General features: G+C 41.5%; 17 protein-coding genes and 1 other annotated feature. Of the genes, 14 read left to right on the top strand and 3 right to left on the bottom strand.

The window, feature by feature from the left end; all coding sequences use genetic code 11:
* Positions 1-287 precede the first annotated feature (287 nt).
* The gene (locus IW510_RS10115) at positions 288-1,547 is read left to right on the top strand and encodes an MFS transporter (protein ID WP_202059209.1); all 1,260 of its coding nucleotides are present in this window, start codon (positions 288-290) and stop codon (positions 1,545-1,547) included.
* A 341-nt stretch (positions 1,548-1,888) separates the two neighbouring features.
* Here the strand turns inward: IW510_RS10115 and IW510_RS10110 are convergent, their stop codons facing one another.
* Positions 1,889-2,227, bottom strand: coding sequence for a winged helix-turn-helix transcriptional regulator (locus IW510_RS10110; protein WP_202059207.1), 339 nt, complete (start codon positions 2,225-2,227; stop codon positions 1,889-1,891).
* A gap of 171 nt (positions 2,228-2,398) precedes the next feature.
* Between IW510_RS10110 and IW510_RS10105 the strand changes: the two genes are divergently transcribed.
* Positions 2,399-3,292: an aldo/keto reductase gene (locus tag IW510_RS10105; RefSeq protein ID WP_202059205.1), complete on the top strand. Its 894-nt coding sequence runs from the start codon at positions 2,399-2,401 to the stop codon at positions 3,290-3,292.
* 91 nt (positions 3,293-3,383) lie between these two features.
* On the opposite strand, the gene IW510_RS10100 is transcribed toward IW510_RS10105, so the two are convergent.
* Positions 3,384-3,815, bottom strand: coding sequence for a hypothetical protein (locus IW510_RS10100; RefSeq protein WP_202059203.1), 432 nt, complete (start codon positions 3,813-3,815; stop codon positions 3,384-3,386).
* 303 nt (positions 3,816-4,118) lie between these two features.
* Complete coding sequence (locus IW510_RS10095; protein ID WP_202059201.1) at positions 4,119-5,231, bottom strand: peptidoglycan amidohydrolase family protein; 1,113 nt, start codon at positions 5,229-5,231, stop codon at positions 4,119-4,121.
* 358 nt (positions 5,232-5,589) lie between these two features.
* On the opposite strand from IW510_RS10095, the gene IW510_RS10090 reads away from it, so the two are divergent.
* From IW510_RS10090 to rlmB, 12 genes are all read left to right on the top strand, one after another.
* Positions 5,590-6,069 carry an ArpU family phage packaging/lysis transcriptional regulator gene (locus tag IW510_RS10090; protein ID WP_202059199.1) on the top strand — a complete coding sequence of 160 codons (480 nt, stop codon included), beginning with the start codon at positions 5,590-5,592 and terminating at the stop codon, positions 6,067-6,069.
* Positions 6,070-6,413: 344 nt separating this feature from the next.
* Positions 6,414-7,796, top strand: coding sequence for a hypothetical protein (locus IW510_RS10085; protein WP_202059197.1), 1,383 nt, complete (start codon positions 6,414-6,416; stop codon positions 7,794-7,796).
* A gap of 168 nt (positions 7,797-7,964) precedes the next feature.
* Positions 7,965-8,441: a dUTP diphosphatase gene (locus IW510_RS10080; protein WP_202059195.1), complete on the top strand. Its 477-nt coding sequence runs from the start codon at positions 7,965-7,967 to the stop codon at positions 8,439-8,441.
* A 211-nt stretch (positions 8,442-8,652) separates the two neighbouring features.
* Positions 8,653-10,023 (top strand): DNA repair protein RadA, encoded by a 1,371-nt coding sequence (gene radA, locus IW510_RS10075; protein WP_202059193.1) that lies wholly within the window; start codon positions 8,653-8,655, stop codon positions 10,021-10,023.
* A 219-nt stretch (positions 10,024-10,242) separates the two neighbouring features.
* Complete coding sequence (locus IW510_RS10070) at positions 10,243-11,388, top strand: PIN/TRAM domain-containing protein (protein WP_202059191.1); 1,146 nt, start codon at positions 10,243-10,245, stop codon at positions 11,386-11,388.
* A 3-nt stretch (positions 11,389-11,391) separates the two neighbouring features.
* A complete protein-coding gene (gene ispD, locus IW510_RS10065) occupies positions 11,392-12,090 on the top strand; it encodes a 2-C-methyl-D-erythritol 4-phosphate cytidylyltransferase (RefSeq protein ID WP_202059189.1) in 699 nt (232 codons plus the stop codon).
* A gap of 5 nt (positions 12,091-12,095) precedes the next feature.
* Entirely contained in the window at positions 12,096-12,569 is a 474-nt protein-coding gene (gene ispF / locus IW510_RS10060) for a 2-C-methyl-D-erythritol 2,4-cyclodiphosphate synthase (RefSeq protein ID WP_202059187.1), read from the top strand.
* A 15-nt stretch (positions 12,570-12,584) separates the two neighbouring features.
* A complete protein-coding gene (gltX, locus tag IW510_RS10055; RefSeq protein WP_202059185.1) occupies positions 12,585-14,042 on the top strand; it encodes a glutamate--tRNA ligase in 1,458 nt (485 codons plus the stop codon).
* A gap of 13 nt (positions 14,043-14,055) precedes the next feature.
* Positions 14,056-14,265: a binding site (T-box leader), on the top strand.
* Positions 14,266-14,432: 167 nt separating this feature from the next.
* The gene (gene epsC, locus IW510_RS10050; RefSeq protein WP_202059183.1) at positions 14,433-14,969 is read left to right on the top strand and encodes a serine O-acetyltransferase EpsC; all 537 of its coding nucleotides are present in this window, start codon (positions 14,433-14,435) and stop codon (positions 14,967-14,969) included.
* The gene (gene cysS, locus IW510_RS10045; protein ID WP_202059181.1) at positions 14,966-16,381 is read left to right on the top strand and encodes a cysteine--tRNA ligase; all 1,416 of its coding nucleotides are present in this window, start codon (positions 14,966-14,968) and stop codon (positions 16,379-16,381) included. The genes epsC and cysS overlap by 4 nt, the downstream gene beginning before the upstream one ends.
* Positions 16,378-16,785 (top strand): Mini-ribonuclease 3, encoded by a 408-nt coding sequence (locus tag IW510_RS10040; protein ID WP_202059179.1) that lies wholly within the window; start codon positions 16,378-16,380, stop codon positions 16,783-16,785. The genes cysS and IW510_RS10040 overlap by 4 nt, the downstream gene beginning before the upstream one ends.
* A complete protein-coding gene (gene rlmB / locus IW510_RS10035; protein ID WP_202059177.1) occupies positions 16,766-17,617 on the top strand; it encodes a 23S rRNA (guanosine(2251)-2'-O)-methyltransferase RlmB in 852 nt (283 codons plus the stop codon). Before IW510_RS10040 ends, rlmB begins: the two co-directional genes overlap by 20 nt.
* Positions 17,618-17,629: the final 12 nt, after the last annotated feature.

Raw genomic sequence — 17,629 nt, 5'->3', positions numbered from 1 at the left:
GTTTGACTACCGAGTACCAAACAAAGAAATCGTTTAAAAATAGAAAGGTTATTTTGAGAGGATAACCGAAACATATTTTAAGAAGAACTGTACTGAAAATACCTGTTTTCAGTACAGTTCTTCTTTTTGTGCTGGATGCTATGGAGCGATACGTTACTTTTGGGGCTAAAGTCTCAGAAAAGTTCATGCTGCAGGCTGAAAGAGGAATGCTAGGAAAATGTTACACTGATAGCGTGAAGAAAACAGATGTTATTGTTGGGGAATAAATAAGGATGAAGGAGCTAGAAATGAAAAAAGAACAAAGGAACATTTTATATTTGATATTGGGGCAGTTTATCTCGGTTTTCGGCGGTGCAATTTTACGTTTTGCATTATCGTTGTATGTATTGGATCAAACAGGGCGTGCGGATATTTTTGCAACTGTATTGGCGATATCAAGTATCCCGGTATTGTTTTCACCAATTGGCGGCGCGATTGCCGATCGTTTTGACCGACGAATGCTGATGGTATTGATGGATGTAGCAAATGCTGTATTGGCGTTACTGTTGTTTTTAGTGTTGGGAACTAATCAGTCAATTTTAATGATAGGTATTTTATTGTTTATACTATCAGCTGTAGGAAGCTTTGACACGCCGGTTGTAACGGCAAGTATTCCTTTGTTGGTAAAGGAAAGTGAGCTGGAAAAAATCAATGGCCTAGTCAATGGTGTTCTTGCTATGTCAAATGTAGTTGCGCCAATCATTGGCGGCATCCTTTACAGCCTTTTAGGTGCACAAATGATGGTGGCAAGCAGTATTATCTTTTTCGTGATTGCCGCAGTGATTGAATCCTTCCTGCGCATTCCTTTTGAGAAAAGAGCGATGGAAAAAGGGATAGTTCAAACACTTACCTCGGATTTGGTGGAAGGCTTTCGTGAGGTTCGCAATAATAAGGTTATTTTGAAGACCATATTAATTGCGGCACTGATTAATTTTGTTCTGACGCCATTTTTCATTGTTGGCACGCCGATTATTTTGAGAGTGGTTTTACAGGTCAATGACTCTGTCTATGGTATAGGTATGTCGCTGTTCAGTCTAGCCAATATTTTAGGTGCTGTTTTTGCGGGACCTCTAACGAAAAAATTGAAGTTCAGTAACTTCTATTGGACCTTTACGATTTCCGGGTTGTTATTAATCGTCATGAATTTAGGGCTTACTTTTGCCGGAAGTGGTACAGGCAGTATGATTGGCTTTATGTTCTTTGTAGTTACAGGGGTTCCGATTGGTATGCTGATGAGCAGTATCTCCATTTATTTAATTGCTGTTGTTCAGCGAATTACACCGACAGAAAATATTGGTAAAGTTATGGCAACAATCATTGCTGTTGCACAATGTGCTGTTCCGTTGGGGCAAATGATGATTGGTCTGTTGTTCAAAGAAACAACAACAAATATCTTCCTGCCAGTACTATTCATTGCTGTAATCGTCTTGTTAGTTTCTTATCTTTGTTATTATCTGTTTAAAGGAACAAAGGACTCAGATGTACAGGTCGCAAGAGAACAAAAATAAATAAATCCTGCAGCTGTCTGTAAAAAAGACGGTTGCAGGATTTTTTAGTTATAAAGGGATTATAAAATTTTTATGGCTGTGAATTCAGCAATACCAAGGGAATCCTGAGGACATTGTCTAGCTTCACAGAGCAACTTCTTCGACAATAAGATAGCTTGTCTTCGATGATAAAGAGCATTGCCAGTTCTACTAGTGTAGGAGCTACTAGTAGAATGGTATGCGAAGCGAAGGTAAAAGTAACTGCTTCGCTTAAAGAAACAGTTACCCCATTTAAAAAGGAGCTAGCCAATTAAGAGCCAAGTTCCTATATTGCTTAGAAGTTTCCGCTCTGTTCCGCTTTTCTATTTATCTACCTGTTCTTGATAGGTTTCTCCCCATGCTTCCATCGCTCGCATAACAGGGATAAAGCTTTTTCCAAGCGCGCTCAAACGATATTCAACCTTTGGAGGGACTGTATTGTAAACTGTCCGTGTGACCAGCTGATCCTCTTGAAGCTCTTTTAAATGCTGTGTCAGCATTTTTTGAGTCAGGGTTGGGTCTTCAAAGGCAGCCTTCAATTCGTTGAAGCGCATAACAGGATGCTCTGCCAGAAACCAGAGGATTGAAAGCTTCCATTTTCCAGCCATAATTCGCTGTGTTGTTACTAAAGGACAAGTGTCCTCCCAGTCCATTTGCTTCATGTGACTCGCTCCTTTTCCAGTTTGCAGAAATCAGGATGCTTCTGATTCCTTTGCCTGTACAAAGGCCACTTTTTAGTAAGTATACCACAATAAAGTGCCTTCTTGTCGTGGTCTTTAGCCGTACCCTATACTGAAAGAGAACCGTGAGTAAAAGAAAAGAGTGGATGGAAAATGAAGACAACAACAATTGGTTCATCGTTAACTGTCAGTCGTATTGGATTGGGCGCTATTAATTTTGGCACAAAGGTTTCGGAAGAAGCAGCCTTTTCTTTACTGTCAGAGTATACACAGTTAGGTGGAAATTTTATCGATACAGCTAACAACTACGCGCAATGGAATGGTGGCGATGGTGGCGAAAGCGAGCGAACCATTGGCATGTGGCTGACACAAAGCAGTAACCGTGAAAAAATGGTTATTGCGACAAAGCTTGGTGCACGGAATACAGGTGCCGGAAAAGGATTTTCTGACATGGAAGGGCTGAGCAGAGAAACGATTCTGCGTTCAGTAGAACGCTCTCTGAATCATTTGCAAACGACGATAGATTTGCTGTATCTGCATGTTGATGATTTCAATACGCCGCAGGAGGAAACAATGAGCACATTGTCGGAGTTGGTAAAGCAAGGCGTTGTAAAGGAGCTTGGATGCAGTAACTTTTACAGTTGGCGTATCGAGCGGGCGCGGCAAATATGTCAAGAATTTGATTGGCCTTTTTTCAGCGCAATCCAGCAAAGATACAGCTATCTTTCACCCGTAATGGACGCCGATTTATTTCCTCAGATTGCGTTGAATGCCGATATGAAAAGCTACTTGACGGAACACCCTGAGCTGCGGTTAGTTGCGTATTCTCCCCTACTGAAAGGGCAGTACAACACATCAGAAATAATCAATCCGGCGTATGATACAGCGGAAAATAGGCAGAAGCTGGAACAATTACTGGCAATGGAAAAGCAGCCAAATCGTTGGGTCTTGGATTACATCACGGATCAGTTTCGTGGAAGTGTTGCATTAGTAACGACCTCATCAGTTCAGCATTTAAGAGAAGCAATGAGGTCGTCAATGGAATAAATCGGCAAAGCTCATGAAATTACGGGCGCTCTTAATCAAGAAGTGATTTGTGTAAGCTAACTAGTTAGAGAAATTCTGTAATCAGCTATGATTAATTAAGATTATCTTCTTCATAGATTGGTACTTCACTATGGTTTTGCTTTTGAAGCCCTGTTAGCTTTCCATGAAATTCCTGTTCACTGATTTCTGTCAGTTTATCGGCTTCTTTGATATAAAGCCAGTAGCTGTTGCTGGTTTGTGTGACAGCTTCTGTAAGCCAGAGATTTCTATCTTGATAATCGTTAGCTGTATAAATGCGAAAGGTGAAGGTGTTACGTTCTGCTTGTTTGTTTGATAAAATATTTTCTATGATATGCTCGACAATTTCTGAATCTTCTACGTCATAAACTAGCCCAACCTCTTCTGAACTGAAGATAGTGGAGTTCTCGATAGTGGTGGACGCATTTGTTTGCTGTGGCATCTCTTGATTAGAGGAGCAAGCAGTCAATAGGAAAAGAGCAGATAGTAAGAGCCATTTTTTCATTTTTATTCCTCGCTTTGGTTCGATGTATTCTATTTATTAATGTCATGGTAGCAGAAGCTGAAAGTGATTACCATAAGATTTTTTTAGAAATTTTTGTAAGTTTAAGGTTGGTTTAAGCTAAGCGAGGTATTCTATAGTCAACCCAATAACCAAACTTTTTCATTTAATACTTTCCTAATCGGACTTCATACATGTATGAGGTCCGATTACCTTTTATATCCTCTTGATGTTGCCTATTTCATTTTTTACATAAAAAGCGGAACAATCATTCAGAAAAAATCTGATGACTGTTCCGCTTTTATTTTACAGCTTGATTTGTTTACTAAAGGTGTAATTGATTGAGTTTGAATGTGTGCCCAATGTTCCTTCGGCATATCGACTCAAAACAGTAATTGTTTTGCCTTTAAGTGAGGCAGGAATCGTGTATTTTGTATTGAATCGGGAAGTGCTTCTTTGCCCAATCGTTGAAGAGAAGGTGCTGGCTACATCATCTGATTTCTGGAACGAATCTGCAGTTGCATCAAAGCGAGCAACCTCTTTGCCGTTTTCAAGCAGAAAGAATAGGTGCTTGTAAGTATTTTGACGTAAGCTTGAAACATGCCAGCCTCTGAGTGTCAGTGTACTTCCGCTAACAGTCGCTTCATCCAATGTCGCCTGATTCACAATAGCAGGAGCTGTGTAGACTTTTTCCCGCATGTAGATTTCATCCTTGGCACTGGAATAGCGCAGCATGATATAGTATTTTTTACCCATCAGGACTCTTGGTGTAACAGCGCTGAATGAGAACCCAACATGGTTGCCATTAGGATTCGGGAATACTTGTGCAACATCGTCACGGAATGTTCTAGTCCCTTGAACACGCGCTAATTCCTTGTCTGTTGTAGAATCCATAAAGTATAACCAGATACTTTGTCCTGCAACAGAATTTTGAGGAACAAACCAGCCGGCAATATGAAAGGCTGCTGAGTTTACGTTGTTGGTATCAATCGTTGCTTTGCCAACATTATCCTCATCTATGTTGTTTAGTCTGTAGTAATAAAAAGGGGCATTCCCCATTCTTCCATCTGCTACGGTTGTGCTGATAGTCCAATCACCAGCATTGCAGTGAATAATTGTGTTGTTATCTAAAAAGATTCCTGTATGTCCGGCATTAACGTAAGGATTAGATAAAAAGATATCGCCTTTGCGACATTCTGCTCGTGAAATTTGTTTCGCAATTCCCGGTAAAGTGGTATCAAATAAAGTACCTGTCCAACCTACGTTAGGTCCGTCCGGCAAAAAAGAGCCAGCTCGTAAAGCAGAGATAACTGATGCTGAACAATCGTAATACCCTTCCGACCATGGTCGAACCTGTGCATAATCATATTTTCCTTCTCGAACTTTCATCCATTGAATCATTGCATTAATACTACCCATATTATTTTTCTCCTCTGTTTTAAGATGGTTAGGCCTAACCTCACAAACTAGCATACCGCTCTTTTAATGATTAAAACTTTTATGAGTCTCCCAAATTAATGGCATATTCTTTCCAAAAAGGGGGTGTCAGAAATCGTAATAGCGTGCAAACGAAAGGGACGAATTCCGAATTTTGCTCCCTTTTTTAAGTGTTAGTATAACTATAGATAAGTTTTAGATTCTGACTGCTGTAGGTAGACCCTGTAGTCGGAATAGTTGTGTGCCGTTATTGGAAATAAAGCCGAGGCAAGGAGGTACGCACTGAATGATCCTTCTTCCTGTAAATCCGTAAAGAAAAAACGGTTTTTGCGGCTAAGTAGTGCTGGATATTTTCCTTAATCGTTTCAACAAAATAAAGGGAGTGGTTGCTATACTTATTTTTCCGGAGATTGACAAAAAGAAGACGAAAACCAATGCTAAAAAAACACTGAACATGTACACTCGTTTAATTCGTCTTGCACGCACAGCCTCGATACCCAAAATTACATCAGATTATTACTTTACTGTTGAAGAAACATGGGGGAGAACCATTCACGGAGATGTGGATATAGAGCTGGAGCTTAAGAATATAGCGCAAGGCATCAACAAACTGGATTTGTTTGAGCGTCAGTTGATTTATGACAGGTTTATTCACAAAAAAGAGACCAATGTAGCCCTTTATCTGAAGTACCATATTAGTGAAAGTAAATTTTATCGAGAGTTGGACAAAGCACTGCTGCACTTTGCTGAAGCTTATGAAGGTGGGCAATTGTTGGAAAAAAGAAAAGACAAGAGGGAGATTCCCGTCAAAGAGAGCTAAGAGCATTCTATAAAAAAATAGTTAAGTTGATTTTAAAGATTGGATGTTTATCTGATAGCGAAATCAACTTTTTTTGTATTTGAACACATAGAAAAAAATTGCATTAAGTAAAAATGTAATAAATTATTCCCTTATGGTTGGTTTTATTTTATAATGAATGGATAATAGAATAGCGTATGCTGCTTATGATAGAAAAGCGAGGTGTTTACAAGAGCTGCTTTCTATCATTAAAATCGGTTTGAATAATATTGTTTCGTTATTTTTATGAAAGAAATAGCTTTTTTTTTTCGATTTTGTTCAGGGAGAGTGATAGACTATATATAAGCAAAGTTAAAGGAGTTGAAATGATGTTTTCTGCTAAGCCTATGACGCAAAAGTTGTTTCCGGCAGTACCCTTTGTACTGACGAATACGATTACTTTTATTCCGTATTTAGTCTTTTTAAATATGCACACAGGGTCTAATCTGGAGAGTGTACTGCCTTTTGTTCTTTTTTATACCGTTCGAATGACAGGAATTTTTCTATTGAAAAGCTTTCGCTTAGGTTTGGCAACACTCCATGTGCTGATACTCTCGTTGATTTGTGGTGGAGTTGGCAGTTTCTTTGGTATCTTAGGAGAGTGGTGGCAGCCCTGCTATTTTCTATCAGCTGTACTGCTTGGTCTAAGTGCAGCATGGTTGCCTCCCGCAAATACAACAATCAAATACCAACGAAAAGAACTGGGTGTGGAACAGGAGAAGGCAGGTTTTCTTAATTTTGTCTTTTTGGTTGTACTCATGGGTATCTTCTTAGGTGCTCTGATATTGGACTTTCCCGGGAAAAGAGCTGTGATTTTTAGTGAATATACCCTCCTTTATCTGGCCGCTTTTCGAAGAATCAACGGATACCCCATTCCAGATAGAAAAGTAGATAAAATCGACCAAAAAACATTTTTTATGAAGGAATTTTTGCTATTTTTAGTGTACTTCATTCTACTGATTATTATTCGTCTGGCAAGGGCATTATTTGATTCTGAGTATTTGACGATTGCAGTGCTTGGCTTCTCAGCCTTTTTGATTATCGCCGCTTGGTATATTAACAGCGTGCATCGCAAGTGGAAGCTGCCGATATGGTTGAATATGCTTTCGTTCATCAATGGGATGTGTACGAATTATATTTTGCTTTTCGGAACCTTCTATACGGCCTTTTACTTTGGAAATAATAAGATTGCTTTATATCTGTATGTTCCTTATGTTTTAGGGATATTGTTGTCAAAATTATTGCTGCGTTATGTCTATCAGCTATTTGCTTCGATTGATCGAGAAGTAATCCATATTATCGGTCTGATTGTTTCCTTACTGCTGCTGCTTTTACCAATGATTTTCCCGGTTGGTGTTTTCTTCTTCAGCTTCTTCATAAGCGGAACCAGCACTTATTTGAATCAGTTATACGCGCAAAATGAAGAGCTCCCGCAAAACCAGCAGATTATCATTAAGTATGCGACACAGGCAAAGGGAAGTATCACGCATCAATTTTTGCTGATGACCGGTCTGGGGATTATGGTCAAAGAGTTTGGTCTGTCCATGAGCACTGTTCTGCAAATCACCGCACATAAAAGCAGCGATGTACATGTTTTGAGAATTGTGGACACCATTCATTATCTAAGTATAGGATTACTTTTATATTTGTTATTTTTTATTCTATATGAGCGCTTGTTTAAAAATAAAAAGATATCACTTGAAGAATAATTAACACAGGCTCCAACCATAAAAACAAATCATTTCCAAGATAACGTATACTAAAATAGTATGTTAAAATGAACATAAGTTCTCAAGAAGAACAGCGTATTTTAACAGCGATGAAAGAACGTAATCAGACGGACTTTCTCAAATAAGGAAAAAGGGGCATATTTATTTATGAAACAACGTGGTTTTGAAATTATTTCAGATTATAAAGCAGAGGGAATCAACCTTCCGGAGCGTGCAACGAAAGGAGCAGCCGGCTATGATTTTGAAGCTGCGGAAACGATTGTTATACCCAGCATTTGGCAGCAAAGAGAAAACGGAACAGCGCCTAAGCCAACTTTAGTAAAAACCGGTATTAAGGCGTATATGGGAGAGTCAGAATATCTTGAGCTGGTGAGCCGCTCTTCTAACCCACTAAAACGCTTTTTGATGTTGGCGAATGGTGTCGGTGTGATTGATAGAGATTACTATAATAACCCCGATAACGAAGGGCATATCATGTTTCAATTTTTGAACTTTGGTTATGAGGAGGTTCGTATCGAGAAGGGCGAACGCATTGGTCAAGGGATTTTCAAACCATTTTTATTGGCGGACGAGGATTATGTAGAAACAGAACGAACAGGCGGTTTTGGTTCTTCAGGCCAGTAGCAGCTGATTCAATCGGTAGAATGACTTTATACCAAGGTTCACGGATAAAGGAAGATAATGGATTTTTCAACGAATGTTCGATAGATTAAAATCTCTTTAAACTTCAATTGATAATCTCCAACTCTTGGTGTAAAAGGAACATAGTATGTTAAACTATTAACAGTTATTATGTAACAGTCATTATGAAATAAATATAGCAGGGAGCACTTAAATGGCAAAAAAAGCAAAGGTTCAGTTTGAATGTCAATCCTGCGGGTATATTTCTCCTAAATATTTGGGGCGCTGTCCCAACTGTGGTCAATGGAATTCCATGACAGAGGTTACGATTCAAGACACTTCTGACCGACGAGCGAGGGTTAGTTTTTCCGGAAAGAAAACACAGCCTCAGCGTTTGACGGAAATCGTACCGAAAAAGGAGCCTCGGGTAGCAACGAAGCTTCCTGAGCTAAACCGTGTACTAGGCGGCGGAGTCGTTCCCGGCTCGCTGGTATTAATTGGCGGTGATCCGGGAATCGGAAAGTCCACCCTGTTGCTGCAGGTTTCTCAACAGCTGACAGAGGTTGGCGGCAAGGTGTTGTATGTTTCCGGTGAGGAAAGTGCCGATCAAATTAAATTGCGGGCAGAACGATTAGGTAAAGCCAATGTTGATTTTTATCTTTATGCAGAAACAGACATGCATGAGATAACCCGTGCGATTGAGCAGCTGGAGCCGGATTATGTCATCATCGACTCAATACAGACAATGACACAGCCGGATGTAACCAGTGTTGCCGGGAGTGTCAGTCAGGTAAGAGAAACAACTGCTGAGTTGTTGAAGCTGGCGAAAACGAACGGAATTGCCATATTCATCGTCGGGCATGTGACGAAGGAAGGTTCGATTGCCGGGCCTAGGATGCTGGAGCATATGGTGGATACAGTTCTTTATTTTGAAGGCGATAAGCACCATACATTTCGAATTTTGCGCGCTGTAAAAAATCGATTTGGTTCGACAAACGAGATTGGTATCTTTGAAATGCGTGAGCATGGTCTGGAGGAGGTAGCGAATCCTTCACAGGTCTTTCTGGAGGAACGGTTAGATGGAGCGACAGGCTCCGCCATCGTTGTGGCAATGGAAGGTAGTCGACCAATTTTGGTTGAGGTTCAGGCATTAGTCACACCAACTGTGTTTGGAAATGCGAAGCGAACAACGACGGGGCTTGACTTTAATCGTGTATCATTGATTATGGCAGTTTTGGAAAAGCGGGCAAGTCTACTGCTTCAAAGTCAGGATGCGTACTTGAAAGCAGCTGGCGGTGTAAAGCTGAACGAGCCGGCGATTGATTTGGCTGTGGCGGTCAGTATTGCTTCCAGTTATAAAGAAAAGGGAACAAAGCCCACGGAATGTTTCATTGGAGAAATTGGATTGACTGGTGAAGTACGTCGCGTGAATAGTATCGAACAACGCGTGAAGGAAGCAGAAAAGCTTGGCTTTACGAAAGTATATATTCCTAAAAATAATCTAGGCGGCTGGACCCCTCCTAAAAATATCGAAGTCATTGGTGTGGCGACGATTGGGGAAACCTTGAGGAAAGTGTTCCAGTAGACAGCAGCGTAATTGTTGTTGGAATCTTAGCAGCAGGAATAGAAACGTAACGCTTATACGTATCAATTAGTACAATACAGATAAGAATTATGAGACTGGGTATCAGTGAAGAACTGAGGAAGATGAATTCAGCTCCAAGTGGGCTGCTTTTTGACCCTCACTAAGGTTGTCACTGCCTCAGTCTCAATAAAAATAAAACCTAAGAATGGGGGAGAACATGTGCAAAAGCGAGTAATCACTGTGCTGATGGTCATTATCGGTGCCAGCTTGGGAATCTCTTTATTACCGGCGGCTTGGACGATGGCTCAGCAAGCAGATAACAAATGGCTGAATAATAATTTTACTAACAGTTTAATTGGTGCAATTATTTTCTTTATTTTATCTTTAGTGTTAGCGAAATATATTGTTTCAGCAGTGAAAAGAGTAGAGAAATCATTAAATGAATTGAGCTTGACGTATCTATTGTTTGGAAGTATAGGTGCGATTATCGGATTGACGATTGGTGTAATCATTTCTATTCCGATGTACAATCTGGAGATTCCGATTGTCAACAGCTTGTTGCCAATCCTATTAATGATTACCTTAGGCTACTTAGGTTTTCGAATGGGAACAACTCGAATCGAAGAGTGGAAGAAAATTTTTACAGCCAGACAGAAGAAACCGGCACCTGATAATGAAGGAGAGGTCTTGGATCGTAAGGCTGAGGATCATTTTCATAAGTATAAAATTCTGGACACTAGTGTGATTATTGATGGTCGTATTTATGATATTGCGAAAACGGGCTTTTTGGAAGGCGTCATTTTGATTCCTAATTTTGTTTTATATGAGCTTCAGTATATTGCTGATTCAGGTGATAGCTTGAAGCGGGTACGTGGACGTCGTGGGCTGGATATCTTGAACGCTCTACAGAAGGAACCTGGCATTTCTGTTGAAATGTATGATGGCGATTTTGAGGATATTGCAGAAGTAGACAGCAAGCTAATCAAATTAGCGAAGCTTTTAGATGGCGTTGTTGTAACCAATGATTATAATTTGAACAAAGTTTCTGAGTTTCAGAATGTCCCTGTTTTGAATATCAATGCTCTGGCTAATGCAGTGAAGCCAGTCGTTATCCCTGGTGAAACAATGAATGTGATGGTTGTAAAGGCCGGCACAGAACGTCAACAAGGGGTGGCTTACTTAGACGACGGGACAATGGTCGTTGTCGAAGATGGTCAGCACTATATGAATGAACAGCTAGTGGTTGTGGTGACCAGTGCACTGCAGACTGCTGCGGGTCGGATGATTTTTGCCAAGCCTGCACATTCAGGTCGCGGCATTGATGAGCATAAAAGCAATCACGATCAGGGCAAAGAAAAGAAGTAATTTATGAAAGAATATGAAGTTATTTTATTGGCAGCTGGGCAGGGAAAACGGATGAAGGCTTCTCGCAATAAGATTTTACTGCAGCTTATGGGCAAGCCCATCATCTTATATTCGTTAAAAACCTTTTATGACGATCCGGCATGTAAGCATATTATTATGGTCACTCAGGCAAACGAGCAGGAGCTTCTGAAAGAGACGGTACGTAAGATGAAGGGCAAAAAAACTTGTCCTGTCACATTTGTTGCCGGAGGCAGTGAACGACAATACAGCGTGTATAACGGTCTTCAGGAAATGAAGGATTCGGAGAATATCGTCATGGTTCATGATGGCGCCCGACCGTTTGTTACCTTGTCTCAGCTAAAGGCACTTCATGCGAAGGTGTTGGAGACCAGTACAGCAATTTTGGGTGTGCCTGTTAAGGATACGATTAAGAGAGTCTTTAATGGAACGGTTCAGGAAACCATCCCAAGAGAAACGTTATGGCAGATTCAAACACCACAGGCTTTTTATGGCAAGGACTTGTTGGAGGCGCATAAAAAGGCAAAAGAAGAGGAATTTTTGGGGACAGATGAATCTTCTTTGATGGAACGATACAGTGATCTTCCTGTTACGATGGTATTGGGGAGCTACGAGAATATTAAATTGACGACACCGGACGATATGTTAATTGGTGAAGCGATTGTCAAACGAAAAAGGAGTTAAAAAACATGTTTAGAATTGGTCAGGGCTTCGATGTTCATCAGCTGGCGGAGGACCGCAAGCTCATCATCGGTGGTGTAGAGATTCCGTTTCATAAAGGGCTGCTTGGACACTCTGATGCGGATATTCTGCTGCATGCAATCACGGATGCACTGCTGGGAGCTGCCGGGTTAGGTGACATTGGACATCTATTTCCGGATACAGACCCTGTTTTCAAGGACGCAGATTCATTGGAATTATTACGTCAGTCGAATGAAAAAGTTATGGCTGCGGGCTTTACTATTAACAATATTGATTGTACAATTTTAGCAGAACAACCGAAAATGAAGCCTTATCTGGAAGCAATGAAGGAAAACATCGCTGCTGCCTGTAAGATTGAGAAGGATCAAATCAATCTAAAAGCGACAACAATGGAAAAAATGGGCTTCATTGGACGTGAAGAAGGTATGGGAGCGATGGCGGTCGCTTTACTTGAAAAATAGAAAGAGGAAAAGACTATGACAAAAGTTCGTGTACGTTACGCACCAAGTCCAACAGGACATCTGCATATTGGAAATGCAAGAACAGCGTTATTCAATTACTTATTTGCCCGTCATAATGACGGTGAATTTATTATTCGTATAGAGGATACTGACCAAAAGAGAAATATTGAAGGCGGCGAAAAAAGTCAGCTGGAAAATTTGGCTTGGCTAGGAATTGATTGGGATGAATCTCCTGAAAATCCTGGTGAGTACGGCCCTTATCGCCAATCAGAAAGAAAAGAAATCTATCAACCGCTGATTGATCAGTTGTTGAGCAGCAATCGTGCTTATAAATGCTACTGTACGGAAGACGAGCTGGAAGCTGAGCGTGAAGCACAGCGTGCCAGAGGAGAGATGCCTCATTATTCCGGAAAATGTGCGGATTTGACTCCTTCTGAACAAGCGGCGAAAGAAGCACAGGGCTTAGAGCCTGTTATTCGTTTCCGTGTCCCTCGGAACACGTCTTATTCATTTGAAGATATGGTCAAAGGGGAAATCGTCTTTGAATCAGATAATACGGGTGGCGATTTTGTCATTCAAAAGCGTGATGGCATGCCGACGTATAACTTTGCGGTAGCTGTAGACGATCATATGATGAAGATTACTCATGTTTTACGTGGTGATGATCACATCGCCAACACGCCAAAACAATTAATGATTTATGAAGCATTTGGTTGGGCACCGCCAAGCTTCGGTCATATGACCTTAATCATCAATTCTGAAACAGGGAAAAAACTAAGTAAACGTGATGAAACGATTCTTCAATTTATTGAACAATACCGTGAGCTGGGCTATTTACCGGAAGCAATGTTTAACTTCATTGCACTGCTGGGCTGGTCTCCGGTTGGGGAAGAAGAAATCTTCTCACAAGAAGAGCTGGTTAAAATGTTTGATCCTGAGCGCTTAAGTAAGTCTCCGGCAGCCTTTGACGGCAAAAAGCTGGAATGGGTCAACAATCAATACATGAAGCAAGTGGATTTAGATGTACTGGCTGATATGTGTATTCCTTACTTGATTGCGGATGGTCGAGTAGAGAAAGAGCCTTCTGCTGAAAAAATTGAATGGCTGAAGAAGCTGGTAAGCTTGTATAAAGCGCAAATGAGCTATGCAGCTGAAATTGTTAACTTATCCGATTTGTTCTTCAATGAGCATCCTGTATTGGATGACGCTGCGAAGGAAGTGCTTGCAGGTGAAACAGTTCCTCAAGTATTGACAGCCTTCAAAGCTCAGTTGGAAGGTGCTGAAGTATTGGATGTACCAACAATCAAAGCAGCGATTAAGGCAGTACAAAAGGAAACCGGTGTTAAAGGAAAGAACTTGTTTATGCCGATCCGTGTTGCTGTTTCCGGTCAAATGCATGGTCCGGAATTAGCAGAAACAATTGAGCTTTTAGGTAAAGAAAAAGCGTTGGCTCACTTAATCAACGTTTTATAATCTGAATATAAAAACAAACACGCAGATAAGAAGAAGTAAAGGGCAACTTGCTTACAGAGAGACTATGGTTGGTGGAAATAGTCAGCAGAAGCCGTTGAAATGCATCTTTGAGTGGTTCCGGCGAAGTTCAAGTAGCTGGAGACGTAGACAGACGTTACCTGTAATAAGGCAAAACAATCTTGTTTTGTGAAGAAAAGTGGAACCGCGTGGAAACGTCTTTTAAATGAAGATACTCATTTAAAGGGCGTTTTTTATATAAAAAGGAATACTGCTTGTAAAAAAATGTTATCGGTGGGAAGAATGAGCTGTTGGAAATAGGGCTGTCGACAGAAATGCTAAAACCGGTTGGAGGTTTCGTTAGAGATTGCAATAAATAGGGGGAATTAGTTGATGGGTTGGTTAAAACAAGCTGTTGCTGCCGTGAAGAAGAACGATCCGGTAGCTCGTTCAACAGCAGAAGTTCTACTTACTTACCCTGGGGTACACGCATTATTTTGTCACAGAATCTCTCATTTTCTGTATAACCATCGTCTTTATTTGCTTGCAAAAATGCATGCGCAGTTCTGGCGGTTCATCACAGGAATTGAGATTCACCCAGGAGCAAAAATTGCACCAGGTGTCTTTATCGATCATGGTATGGGCGTGGTTATCGGTGAAACCGCTGAAATAGAGGAGGATGTTATTCTGTTTCATGGCGTAACATTAGGCGGTACCGGAAAAGACCAAGGCAAACGACACCCAACAGTAAAAAAAGGAGCGATTATCTCGGCCAATGCGCAAATTTTAGGACCGGTAACTATTGGTGAACGTGCTAAAATCGGTGCAGCAGCTGTTGTGTTGATTGATATTCCGGATGATGCTACAGCAGTAGGGATTCCGGCAAAAGTTGTTCGAATAAAAGGAGAGAAAGTGGGAGGAGAACATTGATCAAAATCTATAATACATTGACCAGAAAAAAAGAAGAATTTGTTCCTCTGGAAGAGGGGAAGGTTCGAATGTATGTCTGCGGACCGACCGTTTACAATTACATTCATATTGGCAATGGTCGAAGTGCGATTGCCTTTGATACGATTCGCCGTTATTTGGAGTACCGTGGCTATGAAGTAAATTATGTATCCAATTTTACTGATGTGGATGATAAGATTATTCGAGCAGCACAGGAGCTTGGTGTGACAGCCTCTGAGGTTGCGGATCGATTCATCCAAGCCTTCAAGGAAGACACCGAAGCGTTGAATGTGAAGCCGGCTACGCAAAATCCTCGTGTGATGGATCATTTGCCTGATATCGTTCAATTTATTCAAGCCTTGGTAGAGAATGGCTATGCTTATGAGTCCCAAGGTGATGTTTACTACCGCACAAGAAAGTTCAAAGACTACGGTAAGCTGAGTCATCAGTCGATTGACGAGCTGGAGGTTGGAGCAAGTCAGCGAACAGGAGAAGAGCAGCAGCGGCAAAAGGAAGACCCTCTGGACTTTGCTTTGTGGAAAGCAGCAAAAGAGGGAGAAATCTCTTGGGAATCACCATGGGGACCTGGTCGGCCAGGCTGGCATATCGAATGCTCGGTAATGGCAACGAAGCATCTAGGCGAGACCATTGATATCCATGGCGGCGGACAGGATTTGGAGTTTCCGCATCATGAGAACGAAATTGCTCAGAGTGAGGCAAAAACAGGCAAACCCTTTGCAAACTATTGGATGCACAATGGGTACGTAACAATCGGTGAAGACGACGAAAAGATGAGTAAGTCACTTGGAAATTTCATCACTGTACACGAGATGATTCGCGAGGTTGATCCACAGGTGCTGCGTTTCTTTATGGCAACGACTCAATATCGTCGGCCAATTCGTTACAGTGAGGTGACCTTGAAGGAAGCAGCTGCGAATTACCAGAAGCTGAAAATCGCTTTTGATAATCTGTCGTTCAGACAGGCAGATGCTGCTGTAACAGCAGGGAACGAATCAGAGATGTTGGCGGAGCTGGCAGTGCTTGAAGCCCGCTTTATCGAAGAGATGGATGACGACATGAACGCTGCCAATGGGATTACGGTTGTCTACGAGCTGGCAAAGTGGATGAATCAGTACAGCGAACAGACAGCTGTTTCAGAAAAGGTTATTGCAAGAGCCTTGACCTTATATAAACAGCTGTTGGAAATCTTCGGTATTGTGTTTTCAACAGATGAGCTGTTAGATGATGACATCGATCAATTGATTGTTGAACGAAATCAAGCAAGAAAAGACCGGAATTTTGCCCGCAGTGATGAGATTAGAGACCTGCTGAAGGATCAGGGGATTATCTTGGAAGACACAGCACAGGGAACGAGATGGAGACGCGGAGAATGAGAGATTACACGCAATTGAATGGGCTGGCACTGGCTTATGTCGGTGATGCCATCTATGAAATTTATATTCGAGACTATTTGGTCGCTGAAGGACAGACAAAACCCAATGTTTTGCATCGCACAGCAACCAATTATGTGTCGGCAAAGGCGCAAGCCTCTTTGATTCAGGCCATGCTTGCTGAGAATTTGTTGACGGAAGAGGAAGAGCTGATTTATAAGAGAGGTCGTAATGCGAAAAGTCATACCTCCGCCAAAAATGCGGATATCACGACTTATAGAGTTGCTACAGGCTTTGAAGCATTGATGGGGTATCTTCACCTGCTGAAGCAGACGGAACGCTTGGAAGAATTGATTGATTGGTGTATAAAGAAGGTAGGCGAAGCAAATGAAGCAAAACAGAAATAATCCTCGTTCGAAGACAAGAGGAAAGAACTCGGATAGAACGCAACCTCATAAATCTCAGCCATATAATAAAAAACAAAAAGCTGAGGTTCCAGAACAGCCAGAAGACAGTGAGTTTGTCTTTGGTCACCATGCAGCATTAGAAGCACTGGGGAATGATCGAGGAAACAAATTATTCTTGCAGGAAGACAGCTCAGGTGAAAAAACGGAGAAACTGAAAGCCGCAGCTAAGGAGCACGCGGTTCCTGTGAAATGGGTGCCGAAGCAAAAACTGGATACATTGAGCGATCATGGTGTCCACCAAGGAGTGGTACTGGCTACAACACCTTACGAGTACCTGACCTTGGATCAGCTGATAGAAGCAACCACATCAGAAACACCGTTTTTCCTGATTTTAGATAGCTTGGAGGATCCTCATAACTTCGGTTCGATTTTGCGAACAGCAGATGCAACCGGTGTAGATGGAATCATTATTCCAAAGCATCGTGCTGTAGGAATAACTTCAGTCGTTGTGAAGGCCTCTACAGGCGCCGTAGAGCACGTTCCAATCGCTCGAGTGACCAATTTATCTCAGGCGGTTGCCGACTTGAAGAAGGCCGGTTTCTGGATTTTTGGAACAGATATGAATGGGACCGACTACCGTCAATGGAATACACAAGGCTCAATCGCACTAATCATTGGGAATGAGGGGCGCGGAATGAGCAAAGGACTTCATAAAGAGGTGGATGAGTTATTGACAATCCCGATGGTTGGGCATGTTCAAAGCTTGAATGCCGGTGTTGCTGCCGGTTTGCTGATGTATGAAGTCTACAGAGGAAGAAATACCAAAGCATGAGGAGGAAGCATC

Origin of the sequence: Enterococcus sp. BWR-S5 (assembly GCF_016745255.1) — a bacterium.
Lineage (GTDB): Bacteria > Bacillota > Bacilli > Lactobacillales > Enterococcaceae > Enterococcus_L.
The sequence above is the reverse complement of the archived record's forward strand: the minus strand, read 5'-3'. Positions and strand labels throughout refer to the sequence as shown.

Bases quoted from the DNA above. Each gene is read 5' to 3' on its own strand.
- IW510_RS10115 (WP_202059209.1), top strand. From the start codon at position 288: ATGAAAAAAGAACAAAGGAACATTTTATATTTGATATTGGGGCAGTTT.
- IW510_RS10110 (WP_202059207.1), bottom strand. From the start codon at position 2,227: ATGAAGCAAATGGACTGGGAGGACACTTGTCCTTTAGTAACAACACAG.
- IW510_RS10105 (WP_202059205.1), top strand. From the start codon at position 2,399: ATGAAGACAACAACAATTGGTTCATCGTTAACTGTCAGTCGTATTGGA.
- IW510_RS10100 (WP_202059203.1), bottom strand. From the start codon at position 3,815: ATGAAAAAATGGCTCTTACTATCTGCTCTTTTCCTATTGACTGCTTGC.
- IW510_RS10095 (WP_202059201.1), bottom strand. From the start codon at position 5,231: ATGGGTAGTATTAATGCAATGATTCAATGGATGAAAGTTCGAGAAGGA.
- IW510_RS10085 (WP_202059197.1), top strand. From the start codon at position 6,414: ATGATGTTTTCTGCTAAGCCTATGACGCAAAAGTTGTTTCCGGCAGTA.
- IW510_RS10080 (WP_202059195.1), top strand. From the start codon at position 7,965: ATGAAACAACGTGGTTTTGAAATTATTTCAGATTATAAAGCAGAGGGA.
- radA (WP_202059193.1), top strand. From the start codon at position 8,653: ATGGCAAAAAAAGCAAAGGTTCAGTTTGAATGTCAATCCTGCGGGTAT.
- ispD (WP_202059189.1), top strand. From the start codon at position 11,392: ATGAAAGAATATGAAGTTATTTTATTGGCAGCTGGGCAGGGAAAACGG.
- ispF (WP_202059187.1), top strand. From the start codon at position 12,096: ATGTTTAGAATTGGTCAGGGCTTCGATGTTCATCAGCTGGCGGAGGAC.
- gltX (WP_202059185.1), top strand. From the start codon at position 12,585: ATGACAAAAGTTCGTGTACGTTACGCACCAAGTCCAACAGGACATCTG.
- epsC (WP_202059183.1), top strand. From the start codon at position 14,433: ATGGGTTGGTTAAAACAAGCTGTTGCTGCCGTGAAGAAGAACGATCCG.
- IW510_RS10040 (WP_202059179.1), top strand. From the start codon at position 16,378: ATGAGAGATTACACGCAATTGAATGGGCTGGCACTGGCTTATGTCGGT.
- rlmB (WP_202059177.1), top strand. From the start codon at position 16,766: ATGAAGCAAAACAGAAATAATCCTCGTTCGAAGACAAGAGGAAAGAAC.